14 protein-coding genes are annotated in these 18,651 nt (G+C 63.2%); 7 read left to right on the forward strand and 7 right to left on the reverse strand.

From position 1 onward, the window contains the following. Positions 1 to 2: 2 nt before the first annotated feature. Positions 3 to 2,006: an RNA polymerase sigma factor RpoD gene (gene rpoD / locus ACTJKX_RS04115; RefSeq protein WP_311933054.1), complete on the reverse strand. Its 2,004-nt coding sequence runs from the start codon at positions 2,004 to 2,006 to the stop codon at positions 3 to 5. Between the two features lie 515 nt (positions 2,007 to 2,521). Further along, positions 2,522 to 4,429, reverse strand: coding sequence for a DNA primase (dnaG, locus tag ACTJKX_RS04120; RefSeq protein WP_440724454.1), 1,908 nt, complete (start codon positions 4,427 to 4,429; stop codon positions 2,522 to 2,524). A gap of 205 nt (positions 4,430 to 4,634) precedes the next feature. Between dnaG and ACTJKX_RS04125 the strand changes: the two genes are divergently transcribed. Then, positions 4,635 to 4,769, forward strand: a complete 135-nt coding sequence (locus ACTJKX_RS04125) for a hypothetical protein (protein WP_440724455.1) — start codon at positions 4,635 to 4,637, stop codon at positions 4,767 to 4,769. Between the two features lie 86 nt (positions 4,770 to 4,855). On the opposite strand, the gene ACTJKX_RS04130 is transcribed toward ACTJKX_RS04125, so the two are convergent. Next, positions 4,856 to 6,181: a porin gene (locus ACTJKX_RS04130; protein ID WP_440724456.1), complete on the reverse strand. Its 1,326-nt coding sequence runs from the start codon at positions 6,179 to 6,181 to the stop codon at positions 4,856 to 4,858. A 501-nt stretch (positions 6,182 to 6,682) separates the two neighbouring features. Next, positions 6,683 to 7,621, reverse strand: a complete 939-nt coding sequence (locus tag ACTJKX_RS04135; protein WP_440724457.1) for a LysR family transcriptional regulator — start codon at positions 7,619 to 7,621, stop codon at positions 6,683 to 6,685. A gap of 56 nt (positions 7,622 to 7,677) precedes the next feature. Here ACTJKX_RS04135 and ACTJKX_RS04140 point away from each other — a divergent pair, with 56 nt between their 5' ends. Further along, the gene (locus ACTJKX_RS04140) at positions 7,678 to 8,604 is read left to right on the forward strand and encodes an NAD-dependent epimerase/dehydratase family protein (protein ID WP_394309766.1); all 927 of its coding nucleotides are present in this window, start codon (positions 7,678 to 7,680) and stop codon (positions 8,602 to 8,604) included. Positions 8,605 to 8,607: 3 nt separating this feature from the next. On the opposite strand, the gene ACTJKX_RS04145 is transcribed toward ACTJKX_RS04140, so the two are convergent. Continuing rightward, positions 8,608 to 9,747: an alpha/beta hydrolase gene (locus ACTJKX_RS04145; protein ID WP_394309764.1), complete on the reverse strand. Its 1,140-nt coding sequence runs from the start codon at positions 9,745 to 9,747 to the stop codon at positions 8,608 to 8,610. 75 nt (positions 9,748 to 9,822) lie between these two features. After that, complete coding sequence (locus ACTJKX_RS04150) at positions 9,823 to 10,284, reverse strand: GatB/YqeY domain-containing protein (protein WP_311934376.1); 462 nt, start codon at positions 10,282 to 10,284, stop codon at positions 9,823 to 9,825. Between the two features lie 245 nt (positions 10,285 to 10,529). Between ACTJKX_RS04150 and carA the strand changes: the two genes are divergently transcribed. The 3 genes from carA to ACTJKX_RS04165 all read left to right on the forward strand — a co-directional run bounded on the left by carA (position 10,530) and on the right by ACTJKX_RS04165 (position 14,126). Next, the gene (gene carA / locus ACTJKX_RS04155; RefSeq protein WP_311934377.1) at positions 10,530 to 11,729 is read left to right on the forward strand and encodes a glutamine-hydrolyzing carbamoyl-phosphate synthase small subunit; all 1,200 of its coding nucleotides are present in this window, start codon (positions 10,530 to 10,532) and stop codon (positions 11,727 to 11,729) included. Positions 11,730 to 11,749: 20 nt separating this feature from the next. Next, positions 11,750 to 12,814 (forward strand): extensin family protein, encoded by a 1,065-nt coding sequence (locus ACTJKX_RS04160; RefSeq protein ID WP_367625698.1) that lies wholly within the window; start codon positions 11,750 to 11,752, stop codon positions 12,812 to 12,814. Positions 12,815 to 13,256: 442 nt separating this feature from the next. Beyond that, positions 13,257 to 14,126: a LysR substrate-binding domain-containing protein gene (locus ACTJKX_RS04165; protein WP_367625699.1), complete on the forward strand. Its 870-nt coding sequence runs from the start codon at positions 13,257 to 13,259 to the stop codon at positions 14,124 to 14,126. A gap of 342 nt (positions 14,127 to 14,468) precedes the next feature. On the opposite strand, the gene ACTJKX_RS04170 is transcribed toward ACTJKX_RS04165, so the two are convergent. After that, positions 14,469 to 14,666 (reverse strand): DUF6795 domain-containing protein, encoded by a 198-nt coding sequence (locus ACTJKX_RS04170; protein WP_440724458.1) that lies wholly within the window; start codon positions 14,664 to 14,666, stop codon positions 14,469 to 14,471. Between the two features lie 211 nt (positions 14,667 to 14,877). On the opposite strand from ACTJKX_RS04170, the gene ACTJKX_RS04175 reads away from it, so the two are divergent. Beyond that, complete coding sequence (locus ACTJKX_RS04175) at positions 14,878 to 15,096, forward strand: hypothetical protein (protein WP_440724459.1); 219 nt, start codon at positions 14,878 to 14,880, stop codon at positions 15,094 to 15,096. Positions 15,097 to 15,331: 235 nt separating this feature from the next. Further along, the gene (gene carB, locus ACTJKX_RS04180) at positions 15,332 to 18,637 is read left to right on the forward strand and encodes a carbamoyl-phosphate synthase large subunit (RefSeq protein WP_394309759.1); all 3,306 of its coding nucleotides are present in this window, start codon (positions 15,332 to 15,334) and stop codon (positions 18,635 to 18,637) included. The last annotated feature ends 14 nt before the right edge of the window (positions 18,638 to 18,651 follow it).

An 18,651-nucleotide genomic window follows, 5' to 3' on the forward strand; every position in this document is an offset into this window, starting at 1 on the left:
AATCAGTTGTCGAGGAAGCTCCTCAGCTTGCGCGAGCGGCTCGGATGCTTGAGCTTGCGCAGGGCCTTGGCCTCGATCTGGCGGATACGTTCGCGCGTCACCGAGAATTGCTGGCCGACTTCCTCCAGCGTGTGGTCGGTGTTCATGCCGATGCCGAAGCGCATGCGCAGCACGCGCTCCTCACGGGCGGTCAGCGAAGCCAGCACGCGCGTGGTGGTCTCGCGCAAATTGGACTGGATGGCCGCGTCGATCGGCAGGATGGCGTTCTTGTCCTCGATGAAGTCGCCGAGATGCGAATCCTCCTCGTCGCCGATCGGGGTTTCCAGGGAGATCGGCTCCTTGGCGATCTTGAGCACCTTGCGCACCTTTTCGAGCGGCATGGCGAGCTTCTCGGCCAGTTCCTCCGGGGTCGGCTCGCGGCCGATCTCGTGCAGCATCTGCCTCGACGTGCGCACGATCTTGTTGATCGTCTCGATCATGTGCACGGGGATGCGGATGGTGCGGGCCTGGTCGGCGATCGAGCGGGTGATCGCCTGCCGGATCCACCAGGTGGCGTAGGTCGAGAACTTGTAGCCGCGGCGATACTCGAACTTGTCGACCGCCTTCATCAGGCCGATATTGCCTTCCTGGATCAGGTCGAGGAACTGCAGGCCGCGATTGGTGTATTTCTTGGCGATGGAGATGACGAGGCGCAGATTGGCCTCCACCATTTCCTTCTTCGCCTGGCGGGCTTCGCGCTCGCCCTTCTGCACCATATGCACGATCTTGCGGAACTCGGTGATCTCGAGCCCGGTCTCGGTGGCGAGGTTGTGGATGTCCTCGCGCATCGTCTTGATGGTCTCGAGCTCGTGGGCCACGAACTCCTTCCAGCCCTTGGAGCCGAGCTTGGAAACGCGCAGGATCCACTTGGGATCGAGCTCCGAGCCCTGATAGGTCTTCAGGAAGTCCGTCCGGTCGACGCGATAGCTCTCGGCCAGGCGCATCAGGCGGCCTTCATAGCTGATCAGGCGCTTGTTGATGTCGTAGAGCTGCTCGACCAGGGCATCGATACGCGCCTGGTTCAGCGAGAGGCTCTTGACGTTGACGACGATCTCTTCCTTCAGCTTCTTGTATTTGCGGTCCTGCGACGGCGAGAGCGAGCGGTTCTGCAACCGGCTCTCGACATTCACGTCCTGCAGGCGACGCAGCTTCTTGTAGTCGTCGGCGATGCGATCGAAGGTCTCGAGCACCTTGGGCTTGAGCTCGGCTTCCATGGCCGAGAGCGACACGTTGTTCTCCATGTCGTCTTCGTCCATGTCACCGTCCATCGGCGGCAAGGCGTCGTCGTCCATCTGCTGCTGCTCGGCCTCGCCGGCCTCGGCCTCGCCTTCACCCGCCACTGCCGGCGGGTTCTTGCCGTCGGGGCCGGCATAGGTCGCTTCGAGGTCGATGATGTCGCGCAAGAGAATCTTGCCGTCATTGAGCTCGTCGCGCCAGATGATGATGGCCTGGAAGGTGAGGGGGCTTTCGCAAAGCCCCGCGATCATCGCCTCGCGGCCGGCCTCGATGCGCTTGGCGATGGCGATTTCGCCTTCGCGGGACAAGAGCTCCACCGTTCCCATCTCGCGCAGATACATGCGCACGGGATCGTCGGTGCGGTCGGTCGGCTCCTTGGCCGTGGTGGTGGAAGCGATCGCCCGTGAAGAGGTGGTGGCCTCGACGAGGTCGCCGCCCTCGGCTTCCTCCTCCTCGCCCTGAGCAGCCTCCTCGGACTCCTCGTTCTCTTCGTTCTCGACGACATTGATCCCCATTTCGGAGAACATGGCGAGCACGTCCTCGATCTGGTCGCCATCGACCTGATCGGAAGGCAGGACGTTGTTGATCTCTTCATGCGTGACATAGCCACGCTTCTTGGCGCGCTTGATCAAGGCGCGAACCGCGGCATCCGACAGGTCGAGCAAGGGGCTGTCCTGGCTCGGCGCTTCGGTGTCCGGCGTTTCTTCCTTGTCAGCTTCCTTTTTCGCCATCGTTGCTTTCCCTCACTCGCTCAAAGCAGGATTTCGCAGCTCGCCCCGCCGGGTAGAGCTCTGAAATCCTGCAATACGTCCCTGCCGGTCCGAGCCCGGCGATTGCCAATTCTCCGGGACCACAGATTTTGGTCCGCAAGCACTGGCGCATCCGCGCACCCTGTGCCAAACCCGATGTGGAAACTCTCAGATTCGCCTGCCGGCGCGTCCGAGCAATTCCGAACAACTTCAAGGCCTTGGCGCCCGATCTTGGTATCGGGTGGGAACCCTGGCCCAAAACCCTGCACTTCGCGGGAAGTTCCCGCCTACCCGGACCGTTCGCCAACACCAAAAAGGGCAGCATCCGGTACCCGGAGCCACCCGACTTGTCGCCGCCTTGCTCCAGCGCCCTGGGAAAGACCTTCGATTCGCCCATGCAACGCCTTGCAGCAACTGCCAGAATCGAAATCCAGTTCCAGGAACTGGCGCTATCACTACCGGGGTAATGGCTAATCCGCCGTTAACCCTGACAGCTCCTACACGGCTCGCGAAGTCCGCCCGGACGAAGCTCCAAACCCCTCGATCGTTGCCTCGGTTCCTTCCATCGCGGCGATCTGTGCCTTGATGTCGGTGAGCCGAGCCCAATTCTCTTCGGTGAAGTCCTGATCCATGGCCGCCTGGGCGAGCCTGAGTTCCTTATGTAGCGTACGATTCTTATGATGCAAGGCCACTGCATGCACGAATCCGTCCCGAACGTCGGGAAACGCGGCGTCCCGTCGCACCCAAAAGTGGGTTGGACCGCTCAAAGCGGCGATATGGGCAAGCAAACGTTCGAATCCCTGCAGCATCAGCTCTGCTTCGAGCGCAACTGATTCGCGCAGGCCGTGTGCCACGCAGTCGACCAAAGCCTGGCGCAGGCGGCTCGCCTCGACATTCTCGAATTCGAGCCCTGCCAGCAATTCGCAATGGTCGTCGAGCAAATAGGGATGAGCGACCACGACGGCCAGGATGAGGGCCTCGCGCGCGGGAATGCTGCCATGGCCACCCCGCATGCGTGCACTTTCCCTCACCGCGGGTGTCACCAGATGCGTGGCCTGCGATGTTTCGCGCCGGCCGCCGCCCTGGCGCCACGCCCGTTGCGGGTCGCCTGCAAAACCGGATTGGGCGGCCCGGGCCGGGGCAAAGAAGCTGCGCAGGCGGTTGTCCATGTCCGCGCGATAATGCTTGCGCACCGTTTCGTCGCGGATCGGCGCCAACGCATCCATCAGCTTGCGTTCGAGTGCGGCCCGCCGCTCCGGCGTCGAAAAGTCACCACTCTGCGTTTCCCGTTCCCAGAGAATGTCGGACAGGGGAAGGGCACCTTGCAGGACTTCCGAAACCGCCGTGGCACCCGAACTGCGTACCAGTTCGTCCGGATCCTGCCCGCCCGGCAGCAGCGCGAATTTCAAGGTCTTGCCCGGTCCGATCTGTGGCAGCGCTACGTCGACGGCGCGGTAGGCGGCGCGCCGGCCGGCCTTGTCGCCGTCGAAGCACAGCACCGGCTCCTCGCTCATGCGCCAGAGCAGGTTGAGCTGGTCTTCGGTGAGGGCCGTGCCGAGCGGGGCGACCGTATGCCCGAAGCCCGCCACGCTCATCATGATGACGTCGACATAACCTTCGACCGCGATGACGCCGCCCTTCTCATGGGCGGCCTTGCGGGCACGATGATGGTTGTAGAGGCAGGCGCCCTTATGGAAGAGCGATGTCTCGGGCGAGTTGAGATATTTGGCGGATGCCTCCTTGTCCATGGCGCGGCCGCCGAAGGCGATCACCTTGCCGCGCACGTCATGGATGGGGAACATGATGCGGTCGCGGAAGCGATCATAGGGGACCTGGATGTCCTCGCCATGGATGAGCAGGCCCGCTTCGATCATGGCATCGCGGTCGACCCCCTTGCCGGCGAGATGATCGCGCAGGGCGAATTTCTCGTTCGGGGAGTAACCGATCTCGAATTCGGCCTGGATCGCCGGCGTCAGGCCGCGATCGGCGAGATAGCCACGGGCAGCGGCGCCTTCCCGCGCCTGCAGGCGGGACTGGAAGAAGGTGGCGGCAAGCTCCATCACCTCATGCAGCGAGGCGCGCTGCTCCTCGCGGCGGACATCCTCCACCGTCATCTTGGGCAGGGTGACGCCCGCATCGTTGGCGCAACGCTCCACCGCTTCGGGGAAGGAAATGCCCTCGACCTCGCTCAGGAAGCGGAAAATGTCGCCATGCTTGCCCGAGGAGAAGCAGTGATAGAAGCCCTTCTGGTCGTTGACATAGAAGGACGGCGTCTTCTCGGCGTTGAAGGGCGAAAGGCCGCGCCATTCCCGGCCCTGCTTCTTGAGCTTGACGCGCCTGCCGACCACCTCCGACACGGGCAGCCGGGCACGGATCTCGTCGAGCAGGGAAGGTGGGTATTTCATGGGCTCTTATGTGAGGACGATGGCTATCGACGCAAGAGCCCTCAGTCTAGCACGGAGGGGTGAGTCGAATCTTTCCCCGTTGTCCTCAGGGCGTTGGAGCCATCCATGCTCCGGGAGGAGTGATGGCGGCTTGCGGCCATGAAAACGCCCGCTCTCGATGATTGCTTGCAATGCCATGCGCGGGCAGGAGCCGTTGGCCGAGATCATGGGACTGATTGACAGTATCGGCGCCATCGCACGGATCATGGGCGCCATTGCCTTTCTCGTAGTGCTGGTCTGCGGCGGCATCTCCCTCATTCGGGATCGACCCGGCTTCTGGCATCCCGAGGATTTCCTTTAGCCTTGCTACCAATCATGGAACGGAGCACATGAAAAAGGCCCGGGCAAAAGCCGGGCCTTTCTTGATGTGATGATCGCAGAGACGGATCAGAAGGTACGCTTGATACGCACGCCGCCGGTCCAGAAGTCCGACTTGGCGTCGCGGGCGATCGCAGCAACGCCAGCCGCCGGTACATAGGACAGATTGTCGATCTGCTGATGGGTGTAGGTCACTTCGCCGGTGACGGTCAGGCCCTTGACGATTGTATAGGTCAGATTGCCCGTCAGCGAATACTCCTGGACCTTGCGGTCGCCGAGATTGCTGAATTTGTCATAGGTGGTGTCGATATAGGCGCCGACCAGGTTGGCACCCCACTGCGGCGTGAAGTTGCCGCCAAGTTCAGCCGTTACCGACCAGCCCTTGCCGCCGTCGATCGTCCGATTGTTGGACGTCACGAAGAAGTCCTGGCCCTTGAGCTTGCTGGAGCCGATACCGAGATAGTCCAGCGCGCCATCGGCATACTGGCCTTCAATCACGAAGTGGCCCTTGTCAATGACGGGGATGTTGACGAGCAACGTACCGCCCACTGCATAGCCCCACTTATTCTCGCGGGGATAATAGCCAGCCGTGCCTGCAGGAATCAGGACGCCGTTGGCGTCAACCGCAGGTTCGGCCGTGCGATACTGATGTGCAGCCGCCTGCACCGACACCGAACCCCAGTCTTGCTTCAACCGGATCTGCCCGACGACGTCGGGCACTTGCTGCCCGCCCTGCTGTGTGCTGCGGAAAGCATTCTGACGATGGTCGCGACCGTCTTCGATCGAGAGGGTCGCCGTGAAGCCGCCACCGAAGTCGGCCGTATAGGCCAACAGATTCACAACGTTGGACTGGGCGTAATAGGGCCCCCAGACTGTGTTGCCGAAGTCGAGGTCGTAGAAGCCGAAGAAGGAGTGCGCATAACCGGCGGTTAACCCGCCAAATTGGATGTAGGCGTATTTGATCGAGAAGGTGTTGCCGGACGTGTCCTTCGAGGAATCCCAGTTGATGGGATGGCTGTTGCCGCGGATCTGGAAGAAGGAGCGCAGCAAGCCAAATTCGGTCTGGGTGCGGGCGTCGAAGGAGATACGTGCTTCGGTATTGAAAGCAGAACTGTGGATGTTGCGGTTCTGCTTATAGCCATCGACGCGGTAATTGTTGTTACCGGACAAACCGTCGCCGCTCTGGTTGTAGAAGCGATAGTCGGCGCGAATCTCGCCGCCGATCTTGAGGCAGGTGTCGCTGCCGGGGATGTAGAAGAAGCCGGGGCCGAAGGCGGAGCAGACCTTCACATATTCGACGGCTTCCCCCTTGGTCATGGGGAGGTCGGCGGCCTGGGCGGTGGCAAGGGCGGCAAGGCTGGCCGCGGCGCCGAGGAGGAGAGATTTCATCGTCATCTGAAGGCTCACTGAGCAAATTGGATTGAGTGCATCGGGCTGGCTCGTTCCGGCGTCGGGGCCCGGTCAATTCGCTCGAAAGGCGAGACGACGGCCAGGCACCCGCCGAACGGGAACCGAGGCGTCTTTGCGGAATCTTCAAAAGATTCACAATTGAAAATACAACTTTTGATTGGTGTGACGTATTTATAACTAGGAAGTGTCTCTAAAAAGCCACATATAGTTTTATGACAATTTTATGAAATACTTATTTTTTGAAATAAATATTTGTAATATATGTGTATATTCATAAAATTTATTTATAGAATTCAAAATAATTCTAGGTAATCAAAAAAAGTCAGAGGCTTGGAGAGCCGTTCTCGCCAAGTCTGGATCGGGTCGGCCCTCTTCTAGACAGGATGCGTTCTCGGCGTGCACGCATCCGTTACGCCATGATGCTGAAAAACGTCCATGGGTTGTATTTCGCAGCCCCTGGTTGGAAGCCGGAGCCTTCAGCAAGGTTTATGCCGCCATGTCGGCGGCAACCTCTTTGAATATTCCCCGCAGCCAGGCGAGCAGGCGATCATGCTTGCGGGATGCGTGCCAGACCATGGTGACCTTCAGATCGGCTGGCTCGAGCGGGGGCTCGAGCAGAACGAGATCGAAGGCTTCCGCGAATTGCCGGGCGAAGGCGCGGGAAAGCACGGTCACCATGTCGGTGCGGGCAACGGCCATGAGGGCCGAGGTGAAATGCGGCGTGGTCAGGCCGATGCGCCGTTCCAGGCCCGCCGCGGCCAACGCCGCATCCGCCTCGGTGCTGCCGTCGCCGAAGACAGAGACGGTGACATGGGTGAGGGCGGCATAGGCGGCCAGACTGGGCGGCCCGTTCCGCGCGGCGGGATGATCGCGTCGCATGATCAGCGCGAGGCGATCGTCCATCAGCATCTCGCTGTGGGTCCCGGCCGCGAGCGGGTAATTGGCCAGGGCGAAGGTCATGTCGATGTCACCGCTTTGCAGGCGATGGGCGATATCCGTTCCGATCGGCACGGCCCGCAGGTCGATATGGGGGGCTTCCCGGAGCAACCGCGCCATCACGCCGGGAAAGAGCAGGGTTGTCAGCGAATCGACCGCCGCGATCCGAAGCGTGCGGCGCTCGGTGGAAGGATCGAAAAGCGGTTCGGTGACGAGGGCGCGGATATCGGCCAGGAGTTCCTGCACTTGCGGCGCCAAGGCTTCGGCACGTGCCGTGAGTACCATGCCCGCGCCCGAGCGCAGCATCAGTTCGTCGCCGAACAGATGGCGCAGGCGATCGAGCGCCCGGCTCATCGCCGGCTGGCTGAGCCCGATCTCGCGCGCCGCGCGGCTGACGCTGCGCTGGGAGAGCAGGGCGCCGAGGGCTGTCAGGAGGTTGAGATCGATCGCCTTCAAATGCACGTCACGCATGTATTGGATATAAAGCATGCATTGGAATTATGGTATAGTCGTTGCTAGCGTCTCCTCATCAAGGAGAACGCACCATGCCTGCCAAGATCATGATCCTGGGCTACGGGCCCATCGGCCGCGCCGTTGCACGCCAGCTGTCGGATGCGGGACGCGAGGCGCTTGTCGCCCAGCGACGCGAGCCCGCCAATCTGCCGTCCGGCGCGCGGTTTCGAGCCTGCGATGCTCTCGACCGAGCCAGCCTGACTGCCGCGCTTCAGGGGCACGATGTGCTGATCTGCACCATCGGCCTCGCCTATGACGCGGCCATCTGGGAGAGGGACTGGCCCCGGCTGATGACCAATATGCTGGCAGCCTGCGAGGCGAACGGCGCGCGTCTGGTCTTTGTCGACGACCTCTATATGCACGGTCCCCAGCGCGGGCCGCTCCACGAGAACACCCCCCTCGATGCCCCGGGCCGCAAGGGCAGGGTGCGCGCCGCCATTACACGACAGTGGCAGGCTATGAGCGCGGTGAAGACCGCGGCCTTGCGGGTGGCCGATTTCTACGGTCCCGGCGTGGTGTTGTCGGTACTCGGCCAGGAGGCCATCGGTCGTCTGGCCGCCGGCCGCGCCGCACAGCTGGGCATCGCCGCAGACGAGCCGCACGCCTTCGCCTATGCGCCGGATGTCGCTACGGCGGCGATCCTGCTCGCCGATGCGGCGGATGACGCCTATGGCCGGGCCTGGATCATGCCCTGCGCTCCGGCGCGCACCCCGCGCGCGGTGATCGGCATGGCCGCCGCCGCACTCGGCGTGAAGCCGCGCTTGCAAGCGCTTCCGGGCTGGCTGCAGAAGGTGATGGGCCGGTTCGTGCCCTTTCTCGGGGAGTGGACCGAGACGTCCTATCAGCACGACCGTCCGTTCCTGGTCGATGGCAGCAGTTTCGAGCGCTATTTCGGCTTCCGGCCGATGCCGCTCGAACAGGGCATCTCGGCCACCGCCGCCAGCTTCCGAAAATCTTGAATCTCACTGCCCGACGATGGCTTCGCCCAGACGCAAGGGGGTTTGGAGCAGGGTGCCGGCCGTGTTGACGACGAACAGCCCGGTTCGGGAGATCGGATTGCCGCGCGCAGCCGCCGCATCATTCTTGGCCATCTGATTCAGGGAAGGCAGCAGCCCGACGAACTTGCTGTGATTCATCGAATCCAGGCTCTTGGCGTCCGACATGTCGATGACCCGCAGGCCGTAATGGGCAATGGCCTCCTGGGCCTTCTTGTTGTCGATCAGGACATTGCCGACGCGCGGTACGTCGCCCGCCAGCCGCTGCGAAAAGCCGAGGGCCCGGTCATCGCGCGAAATCGCGACGGTGATGGGTTGATTCAGCTTGCCGATGGTGTCGAGCTGGGTGCGGAAGACGTCGATGTCGATATCCGGCGACATCAGGAAGACTTCGCCGAGCTTGGGCAGGAAGGCCGAGTTGCCGCGGATCCGGGCCTGGCGGAGGGTTTCCACCGCCAGCCAGTTGCCCATGGAATGCGCTATGATGTGGATGCGCTTGACGCCCGGCGTGCGGGCAAGGCCGTTCAGCGTGTTCTCCAGATAATCGCGCGAATAGGTGGTGCTCTCGCGGTCGGCGACATAGCCGGTCAAGGTCCCGAGCGAGGGCCAGGCGAAGGCGACCACGGCACCGGGGAAGCCGCTGTCCTTCTCGAGTTGGGCAACCCGATAGACGGCTTCCTGATAATTGGTGTTATAGCCGTGCACGAAGACGATGACTTCGCCGGTGCCCTTGGTGTCCTTCACCACCGCCGCATCGAAGCGAGCCTGGTCGAGGGGAGCCGAGTTGGTCACCACGAAGTTGACGGCCGGATTGCCGGGAGGTTTCTTCGGCCATTCGATATTGCCGACGGCATGGTTGGGTGGCACCGAGATCGTGTAGGCTTCGTAGCTCAGCCCGAAATTGCGCTTGGCGGTGAAGTCGCGCTTGTCGGTCTCGGAGCGCTGGCGGGTGGTGGCGACCAGGATGTTGACGGGCGTGCCGATACCGGCCGATGCCGAGACCGGATGCAGCATCAACGCACCGGGCCGGTCGGCGCAGGACGCCAAGCCGGCCAGGGCAAGCAGGATCACCGAAAACCGAACCAGGAAGCGTGGTGAAGGCGCCATGCCAGCCTCATCGTTGCAGCGGCCGGCAATCTAGCGGGCGCATCAGTCTCGGAAAAGCCCGGAGTTTCGACGTCCTTAACCGCCGAGCGCTTCCTTGACCAGCGGACTGGTCTTGCCGAAATCCATCTGGCCGGCGAAGCGCTCCTTGAGCACGGCCATGACCTTGCCCATGTCCTTGACGCCGGCAGCGCCGATTTCGCCCACGACGGCGGCGATGGCGGCCTTGGTCTCGGCCACGTCCATCTGCTTGGGCAGGAAGGAGGAGAGCGTCTCGATCTCGGCCTTGCTGGCTGCCGCCATTTCGTCGCGGCCGGCCTTTACGGCGGTCTCCAGCGTTTCGTGGGCCTGCTTGATCATCTTCTGCAGCATCGACAAGATCTCGGCTTCCGGGATCTTGCCGTCATGCTCGCCGCCACGAGCGGCGATGTCACGATCCTTCAGCCCGGCCTGGATCATACGCACGACCGACAGGCGAGCCTTGTCACCGCTCTTCATGGCGTCCTTGACGGCGGTGGTGAAATCGTCACGCAGAGACATGATGCCCTACCTTTCTTGGAATCAAAATTGTTCACCGAGCGGCACGTGGCAGCGAAATATTTGGTGGTATCACCTCAAATCATTGAAAATGCTGATGATTTCGAGTGTGTCCAAGGGTTGACGGCAAGCCGTCCGCCCCCTACTTTCCGCCGCGACTGCCGGGCGGAGCCGAGTATGCCGCCGCCATTCATCCGGCACTTAAGATGAAAATGACCGTCACACAAGCGAGCGCAAGGACTAGACAGATGGAAAATGGCTGGGCGGAACCCAAGGCAACCGCGCTCCTGGTCCTCGCAGACGGCACCGTGATCGAGGGCACCGGGCTCGGCGCCGTGACGAAGGCGGCGGGTGAATTGTGCTTCAACACCGCGATGACCGGCTATGAGGAAATCCTCACCGACCCGTCCTATGCCGGGCAGATCATCACCTTCACCTTCCCCCATATCGGCAATGTCGGCGTCAATGACGAGGACATCGAGACGGTCAACATGGCCTCTTCCTCCGGGGTGAGGGGCGTGGTGCTGCATGCGCCGATCACCGAGCCTGCCAATTACCGCGCCAGTCGCCATCTCGATGCCTGGCTCAAGGCCCGCAACATCGCCGGCATTGCCGGCATCGATACCAGGGCGCTGACGGCCCGTATCCGCGAGGGCGGCATGCCCAATGCCGTGCTTGCCTTCGATCCCGACGGTAATTTCGACGTCGAAGCCCTGAAGCGCGAGGCCGCCGGCCTGCCCTCGATGGACGGTCTCGACCTGGTGCCGCCGGTGACCACGGCCCAGCGTTTCGACTGGGACCAGACCACCTGGGAATGGTCGCAGGGCTTCGGCAAGCAGGACGCCCCGCAATACAAAGTCGTCGCCATCGATTATGGCGTGAAGCGCAACATCCTGCGCCTGCTGGCAGCGGCTGGCTGCGCCGTCACCGTGGTTCCGGCCACCACCCCGGCCGAGGAGATCATCGCTCTGCAGCCGGATGGCATTTTTCTCTCCAACGGCCCGGGCGATCCGGCCGCCACCGGCGAATATGCGGTGCCGGCGATCAAGACGCTGCTCGAAAAGGATATTCCGATCTTCGGCATCTGCCTCGGCCACCAAATGCTCGGCCTCGCGCTCGGTGCCCGCACGGCCAAGATGAAGCAGGGTCATCACGGGGCCAACCACCCGGTCAAGGATTTCACCACCGGCAAGGTCGAGATCGTCTCGATGAACCACGGCTTTGCGCTGGATCGCGACAGCCTGCCGGCCGGCGTGATCGAAACCCATGCCTCGCTGTTCGACGGTTCCAATTGCGGCATCGCCGTCACAGGCAAGCCGGTGTTCTCGGTGCAGCACCATCCCGAGGCGTCGCCTGGTCCACAGGATAGCCACTACCTCTTTAAGCGGTTTGTCGAAAACATGGCGTCTCGCCATGGTGTTGCCGCAGTTGCGCAACACAACGCCTGATCGCAACCGGAGCAGTGTGCATGCGAGCAAGCGTCGCCTGTCTCTTCCTGGTGGTTTCTTGCGCCACTGCGTCGGCGCAATCGGCAGACGGGGCTCTGGTTCCTCTGCCGGATTACTTTCAGAAGAGCATCGCCGCGGCGAACGCCAAGCCGTTGCCGCCCCTCAAGCCCAAGCCCAGCCAGATGCGGGCCATCCGGGCTTCGACCGGGCTGGAAGGCCTGCCGGACCTGATCGTGCATGGTGGTGTGCCCACTCCGCCGGAGCGTCCGCGCCCGAATGACTCTCCCGTGGTGTCGGCCTATGCCGCCGACACGCCCTTGCCGCCGGAGCGTCCGGATACCGATATCGACATGGCGGGGCCGGAGCCCGATGGAGCGTCGACCCAGGCCGATGCCACGCCGAACGCCAAGCCCGACGCGGCCTTGCCGCCGGGAACCTTGTCGCATGCCTTCGTGCCGCTGCCCGTGCGCCGACCTGGCGGCATCGATGACCGCATGACTACCAATCCCGGCGTCAACGCACCGCCGCCGGAGACCAAGGTCGCCATGCTTGGCGGCATGCCGGGGGCGGGCATCGCCATCAACAATCTGGCGCGCGCCGTACCGGAAGCGGCAATCGTCAAGGGGGCCTGCAGCGTCGCACAGCCCTATCGCCTGATGGCGCTGGGGCCGAGCAGCCGCACCACGCTGGTGCCGGCCGCGACCGTCGACTACGCCATGGTGAATGGGCTGGTGCGCTGGGAAGCCGGCATGCAGGCCGCCGCCAAGCAATATCTCGGCGAGAACGTCGTCGCCATCAAGGTTGCCGCCTCCTATGTCTGCCGTGGCATGAACAATATTCGCGGCGCCAAGCTGTCCGAGCACGCCAAGGGCAATGCCATCGACATTTCCGGCTATATCACGGCCAGCGGCAAGGAGATCACCGTCCGCCATGACTTCAAGGGCGGGGGCGCCAAGGCCGCCTTCCTGAAACAGGTGCATGGCGTGACCTGCGGCGTGTTCCAGGTCGTGCTAGGCCCCGGCTCGGATGGCTACCACGAGGACCATTTCCACATGGATCTCGGCCGCTGGAAGAGCTGCCGGTAAGGCCCTCTTCTTTTCTCCTCGACGCTCTCGGCCGGCCATTATCGACGCTCTCGGCCGGCCATTATCGACGGCCGGCCTTCAGCCGTGAAGGTTGGCGGCCTTCGCGGTGTCCGGGCATGACGGCAGCGGTTCGGCGCGGGCCAAGGTCATGAACCTGGCGAGGCGCGCCATGAGCGGGGCTTTCGTTCGCCTGGGCGGCTCGCTTGCTTCTCGAGGGGCCGGCCGGCCCTCACCATGCAGCGCTGTTTGTGGCGACAGAGCAAGGCTAAGGCCCCTGGTCAGGCCTGCAGTCAGATAAGAATCAATCATGATGAACGCCTCCTCGCCGGTTGTGAGAATCCGGTGGAATAGCGCTTATTGTCCGGAAAATTCTGGCATTCGACAAATGAGTTCGGCTTGAATATAGTGCCTCACTCATGAGTTTTACTTGTGAGTGAAATACATGGAGACGCTGCCCTCCCTTCCGGCGCTGCGTGTGTTTGCCGTGGCGGGCAGGGCGCTCAGCTTCACGCGCGCCGCTCAGACGCTCAACGTCACCCAGGCCGCCGTGTCGCATCAGATCCGGGTGCTGGAAGACCAACTCGGCGCGAAGCTGTTCCAGCGCACCACCCGCAGTCTGCAACTCACCGCCGCCGGACAGCAATTGCTGCCGGCCGCCGTCGCGGCCTTCGGTGAACTCGAGCGGGCGGTTGCCGGCATCAGGCGCGCGCAGAGCCTGCTCTCGATCACCACCACACCCTCCTTTGGCGCCCGCTGGCTGGCACCGCGCCTGCCGCGTTTTGCCGAGCTTCACCCGGACATCGAGGTGTCGGTGCGTCATACCGAGACGCCGCTGGATATCGTGGCCGAGGGGATCGACCTTGCCATCCGGGGCGGCCTCGGCAAATGGCCTGGCCTGACGGCGGACTTGATCGGCCCCTCCGTCACGCTACCGGTGGCTGCGCCGGATTATGTCGAGCGCTTGCGTCTCGTCGAGCCGGCGGACCTTGCCCGGGCGCGATTGCTGCATGACCAGGACCGCAGCGATTGGCGGGAATGGCTGGCTGTTGCGCATCTCGATCCGGCTTTGGCGCAGTCCGGACCGACCTTCGACGACGAGAACGTGCTGATCGAACTGGCGCTCGCAGGGCAGGGGGTGGGCCTGGTCGTCGGCAGCGTGGTCGAAGGCCTGATCCGCCAGGGACGCCTGGTAGCGCTGTTCGATCGGCAGGTCACATTGGGATATGGCTACTATCTTGCCTATCCGCCCGGCGCCCTGGCGTTGGCCAAAGTGGCGGCCTTCCGGCGCTTCGTGCTGGCGCAGGCCCGCTGAGGGCGGGACATCGTATCCGCTCTCCACCTCCTGCAGGGCGACCGTGCTCCCCAGCATCCGCCTCGGCCTTACTGCAGTTCAGTGCCTTGACCGGTTACCCCGGCTTCCACTCGATATCATTGCCGCTCCAGAAGCGCTCTTGCCTGTCCGGGGCATAGGCCGCACGCGCGTCGATCTGGCAGGAGAGGGGAGCGGGACCGGCCCCAACCAACCCGACTGCGTGGTAATCCTCGCCACTCGCTTCGATGCGCAACACGTCTCCGCGAGAGCGTTTTGCGATCTGACGGTGTCACCAACAATCGCAAAGACGCGTCCAAACAAAGAGTTAGAGCAAATAGGCGTTCACATTTGAACGCGTTTTGCTTTTGCTCTAGAGGAGGCAGATCCGGCTTCGCCGGTGCCGAGCGAGAAGCGTCCCTGCTGGTCGGTGCTGGTGAATGACGAGCGGCTTGGCCGATGCGAATTGGTCACCCGGATCTGTGCACCAGCGACAGGACGGCCTTCGTCGAGAAGCGCGCCTGTCATGCTGGGCCGGTCCAAGGCGGATCATCCTGCGGGACGGCAGGCCACCAATGCCAGGCAGCAGGCAAGCAGGGTAAATCGCGGCCCGATCATGCAAAATCTCCACAACTGGAACGTGGCAGTCACCGGTGTGAGGGGGATGATGGCGAAATGGGGCCGTTTTTCAGAATGACGTTGCGTCATCATCGCTTATGATCCCGAACACGATCCCATCCCGAAAGGAGGGCCGATGGCCTGGACCTTGATTCGCCTACTCGTTACCGCAGTGGTGCTGGGGATGCCTCCGGCGGTGCAGGCGGAAGAATCCTGCCACTTCCTGACCCAGCGCGGGGGCAAGGTGATCGATAGCTATGTCATGGACTTCGGTCCGCGCGACAAGCTGTATGTCTATATCCTGCGCATGCCGAGCGGCCAGACGGCGAAATGCACGTCGCAAAAGCCGCTGTAAGGGCGGGGCGAACCTTGGATTTCCTCTTGCAACCGTCACTTTCCGCAACAGTCCGCAAACGGCCCCTTTCGCAAGACGCCAAAATGGTTTAGTCGGTCCGCTCGATCCGCCGCAGCCTGACTCAATCGGTCCGAACCGCGTTCGGGCCGATTGAGTCAGGCTGGAGCCATGAATTCTTGGCCGTGGAGTTCCCTCCGCGGCTTTTTCATGCCGGCCCTCCCAAATCGGACGAGCGATGCCAAAACGTAGCGATATTTCCTCCATCCTGATCATCGGCGCCGGCCCGATCGTCATCGGCCAAGCCTGCGAATTCGACTATTCGGGTACGCAAGCCGTCAAGGCCCTGCGCGAGGAGGGCTATCGCGTCATCCTGGTCAATTCCAACCCGGCCACGATCATGACCGATCCGGACCTGGCGGATGCGACCTATGTCGAGCCGATCACGCCCGAGATCGTCGCCAAGATCATCGAAAAGGAGCGCCCCGACGCGCTCTTGCCGACCATGGGCGGCCAGACGGCACTCAACACCGCGCTGAAGCTTGCCGAGATGGGCGTCTTGGAGAAGTTCGGCGTCGAGATGATCGGTGCCGACGCCGACGCCATCGACAAGGCCGAGGATCGCGAGCGCTTCCGCGAGGCGATGACCAAGATCGGCCTGGAGACGCCGCGTTCGCGCCTGGCCCACAGCCTCTCCGAGGCGTTGGAGGCGCTGGACTATATCGGCCTGCCCGCGATCATCCGGCCCTCCTTCACGCTGGGCGGCACGGGCGGCGGCATCGCCTACAACAAGGCCGAATTCATCGACATCATCGAGCGCGGCCTCGACGCCTCGCCGACCACCCAGGTCCTGGTCGAGGAGAGTGTGCTCGGCTGGAAGGAATTCGAGATGGAGGTCGTCCGCGACAAGGCGGACAATGCCATCATCGTCTGCTCGATCGAGAATATCGATCCGATGGGTGTGCATACCGGCGATTCCATCACCGTCGCGCCGGCGCTGACGCTGACGGACAAGGAATACCAGATCATGCGCAACGCCTCGATCGCGGTGCTGCGCGAGATCGGGGTCGAGACCGGCGGCTCCAACGTGCAGTTCGCCGTCGATCCGGCCACGGGCCGCCTCGTCGTCATCGAGATGAATCCGCGCGTGTCCCGTTCCTCGGCGCTGGCTTCCAAGGCCACGGGATTCCCGATCGCCAAGGTCGCGGCCAAGCTCGCCGTCGGCTATACGCTCGACGAGATCGAGAACGACATCACCGGCGGCGCGACCCCGGCCTCCTTCGAGCCGACGATCGACTACGTCGTCACCAAGATCCCGCGCTTCGCCTTCGAGAAGTTCCCGGGCGCCGAGCCGATCCTCTCCACCGCGATGAAGTCGGTCGGCGAGGCGATGGCCATCGGCCGCACCTTCCAGGAAAGCCTGCAGAAGGCGCTGCGCTCGCTCGAAACCGGCCTCAACGGCCTCGACGAGATCGAGATCGAGGGCCTTGGCCAGGGCGACGACAAGAATGCCATCCGCGCTGCGCTCGGCAAGCCGACGCCGGACCGCCTGCTCAACATCGCCCAGGCCATGCGCCTTGGCCTGTCCGACACCGAGATCCACGGCGTGTGCAAGGTCGACCCCTGGTTCCTGGCCCAGATCCGCGGCATCGTCGAGACCGAGCAGAAGGTGCGCGAGATCGGCCTGCCCAAGACGCCGGGCGCCCTGCGCTCCCTCAAGGCGATGGGCTTTGCCGATCGGCGCCTCGATGCGCTCGCAGGCGTTCCGGAAGGAACGGTCAAGAACCTGCGCGCCGAACTCGAGGTGCACCCCGTCTTCAAGCGCATCGACACCTGCGCCGCCGAATTCGCCTCGCCCACCGCCTATATGTATTCGACCTATGCGCCGCCCTTCGTCGGCGCGCCGGCCGACGAGGCCGACCCGTCCGATCGTAAGAAGGTCGTCATCCTCGGCGGCGGTCCCAATCGCATCGGCCAGGGCATCGAGTTCGACTATTGCTGCTGCCATGCCTGCTTCGCGCTTTCGGATGCGGGCTATGAGACCATCATGGTCAACTGCAATCCCGAGACGGTGTCGACCGACTACGACACCTCGGATCGGCTCTATTTCGAACCGCTGACGGCCGAGGACGTGCTGGAGATCCTGCGGGTCGAGAAGTCGAAGGGCACGCTGCACGGCGTCATCGTGCAGTTCGGCGGCCAGACGCCGCTGAAGCTGGCGGCCGCGCTGGAGGAGGCGGGCATTCCCATCCTCGGCACCACGCCCGACGCCATCGACCTCGCCGAGGACCGCGACCGCTTCAAGCGCCTGCTCGACAAGCTCGGCCTGCGCCAGCCCAAGAACGGCATCGCCTATTCGGTCGAGCAGGCCCGCCTGGTCGTTGCCGATCTCGGCCTGCCGCTGGTGGTGCGCCCCTCCTATGTGCTGGGCGGGCGCGCCATGGCGATCATCCGCGACGAGGTCGCCTTCGACGACTATCTGCTCGGTACCTTGCCGCAGATGGTGCCGCCCGAGATCAAGACGCGTTATCCCAACGACAAGACCGGCCAGATCAATACGCTGCTGGGCAAGAACCCGCTGCTGTTCGATCGCTATCTGTCCGATGCCGTCGAAGTCGATGTCGACGTGCTCGCCGATGGCAAGGATGTCTTCGTCGCCGGCATCATGGAGCATATCGAGGAAGCGGGTATCCACTCCGGCGATTCGGCCTGCTCGCTGCCGCCGCGCTCGCTGAGCCCCGAGATCCTGGCCGAATTGGAGCGCCAGTCCAAGGCGATGGCCCTGGCCCTCGATGTCGGCGGCCTGATGAATGTGCAATACGCCATCAAGGACGGCCTGATCTACGTGCTCGAAGTCAATCCGCGCGCTTCGCGCACGGTGCCCTTCGTGGCCAAGGTGATCGGCGAGCCGATCGCCAAGATTGCCGCTCGCGTCATGGCCGGCGAGAGCCTGGCTTCCTTCAACCTGAAGGCGAAGAAGCTCGATCACATCGCGGTCAAGGAAGTCGTGCATCCCTTCGCGCGCTTCCCGGGCGTCGACACCGTGCTGGGCCCAGAGATGCGTTCGACCGGCGAGGTCATCGGTCTCGACCGGGACTATGCCGTGGCCTTCGCCAAGAGCCAGCTCGGCGCCGGTGTCACCGTTCCCTCCGGCGGCACGGTGTTCGTGTCGGTTAAGGAGAGCGACAAGCCGCGCATTCTCGATTCGATGCGGCTGCTTGCCGATCTGGGTTTCACGATCGTCGCCACCGATGGTACGCAGCAGTTCCTGGCCGGCCACGGCGTCGAGGCCACGCGGATCAACAAGGTGTTGGAAGGGCGTCCCCACATCGTGGATGCCATCAAGAATGGCAGCGTCCAGCTGGTGTTCAACACCACGGAGGGTGCGCAGGCCCTGGCGGATTCGCGTTCGTTGCGACGTGCCGCCCTCTTGCATAAAGTCCCATATTACACCACTCTCTTCGGAGCGGTGGCGGCTGCGCAGGGGATCAAAGCCAATAAGGGCGGAGATCTGGAAGTGCGGGCGCTGCAATCCTACTTCTGAAGGAGGCGCCTTCG

Source organism: Labrys sp. 22185 (assembly GCF_052045555.1).
Classification (GTDB): domain Bacteria; phylum Pseudomonadota; class Alphaproteobacteria; order Rhizobiales; family Labraceae; genus Labrys; species Labrys neptuniae.

Coding starts and splice junctions, on each gene's coding strand:
- ACTJKX_RS04135 (WP_440724457.1), bottom strand. CDS start 7,621: ATGCTTTATATCCAATACATGCGTGACGTGCATTTGAAGGCGATCGAT.
- ACTJKX_RS04160 (WP_367625698.1), top strand. CDS start 11,750: ATGCGAGCAAGCGTCGCCTGTCTCTTCCTGGTGGTTTCTTGCGCCACT.
- ACTJKX_RS04145 (WP_394309764.1), bottom strand. CDS start 9,747: ATGGCGCCTTCACCACGCTTCCTGGTTCGGTTTTCGGTGATCCTGCTT.
- dnaG (WP_440724454.1), bottom strand. CDS start 4,429: ATGAAATACCCACCTTCCCTGCTCGACGAGATCCGTGCCCGGCTGCCC.
- ACTJKX_RS04125 (WP_440724455.1), top strand. CDS start 4,635: ATGGGACTGATTGACAGTATCGGCGCCATCGCACGGATCATGGGCGCC.
- ACTJKX_RS04165 (WP_367625699.1), top strand. CDS start 13,257: ATGGAGACGCTGCCCTCCCTTCCGGCGCTGCGTGTGTTTGCCGTGGCG.
- ACTJKX_RS04140 (WP_394309766.1), top strand. CDS start 7,678: ATGCCTGCCAAGATCATGATCCTGGGCTACGGGCCCATCGGCCGCGCC.
- ACTJKX_RS04175 (WP_440724459.1), top strand. CDS start 14,878: ATGGCCTGGACCTTGATTCGCCTACTCGTTACCGCAGTGGTGCTGGGG.
- ACTJKX_RS04130 (WP_440724456.1), bottom strand. CDS start 6,181: ATGACGATGAAATCTCTCCTCCTCGGCGCCGCGGCCAGCCTTGCCGCC.
- ACTJKX_RS04150 (WP_311934376.1), bottom strand. CDS start 10,284: ATGTCTCTGCGTGACGATTTCACCACCGCCGTCAAGGACGCCATGAAG.
- carB (WP_394309759.1), top strand. CDS start 15,332: ATGCCAAAACGTAGCGATATTTCCTCCATCCTGATCATCGGCGCCGGC.
- carA (WP_311934377.1), top strand. CDS start 10,530: ATGGAAAATGGCTGGGCGGAACCCAAGGCAACCGCGCTCCTGGTCCTC.
- rpoD (WP_311933054.1), bottom strand. CDS start 2,006: ATGGCGAAAAAGGAAGCTGACAAGGAAGAAACGCCGGACACCGAAGCG.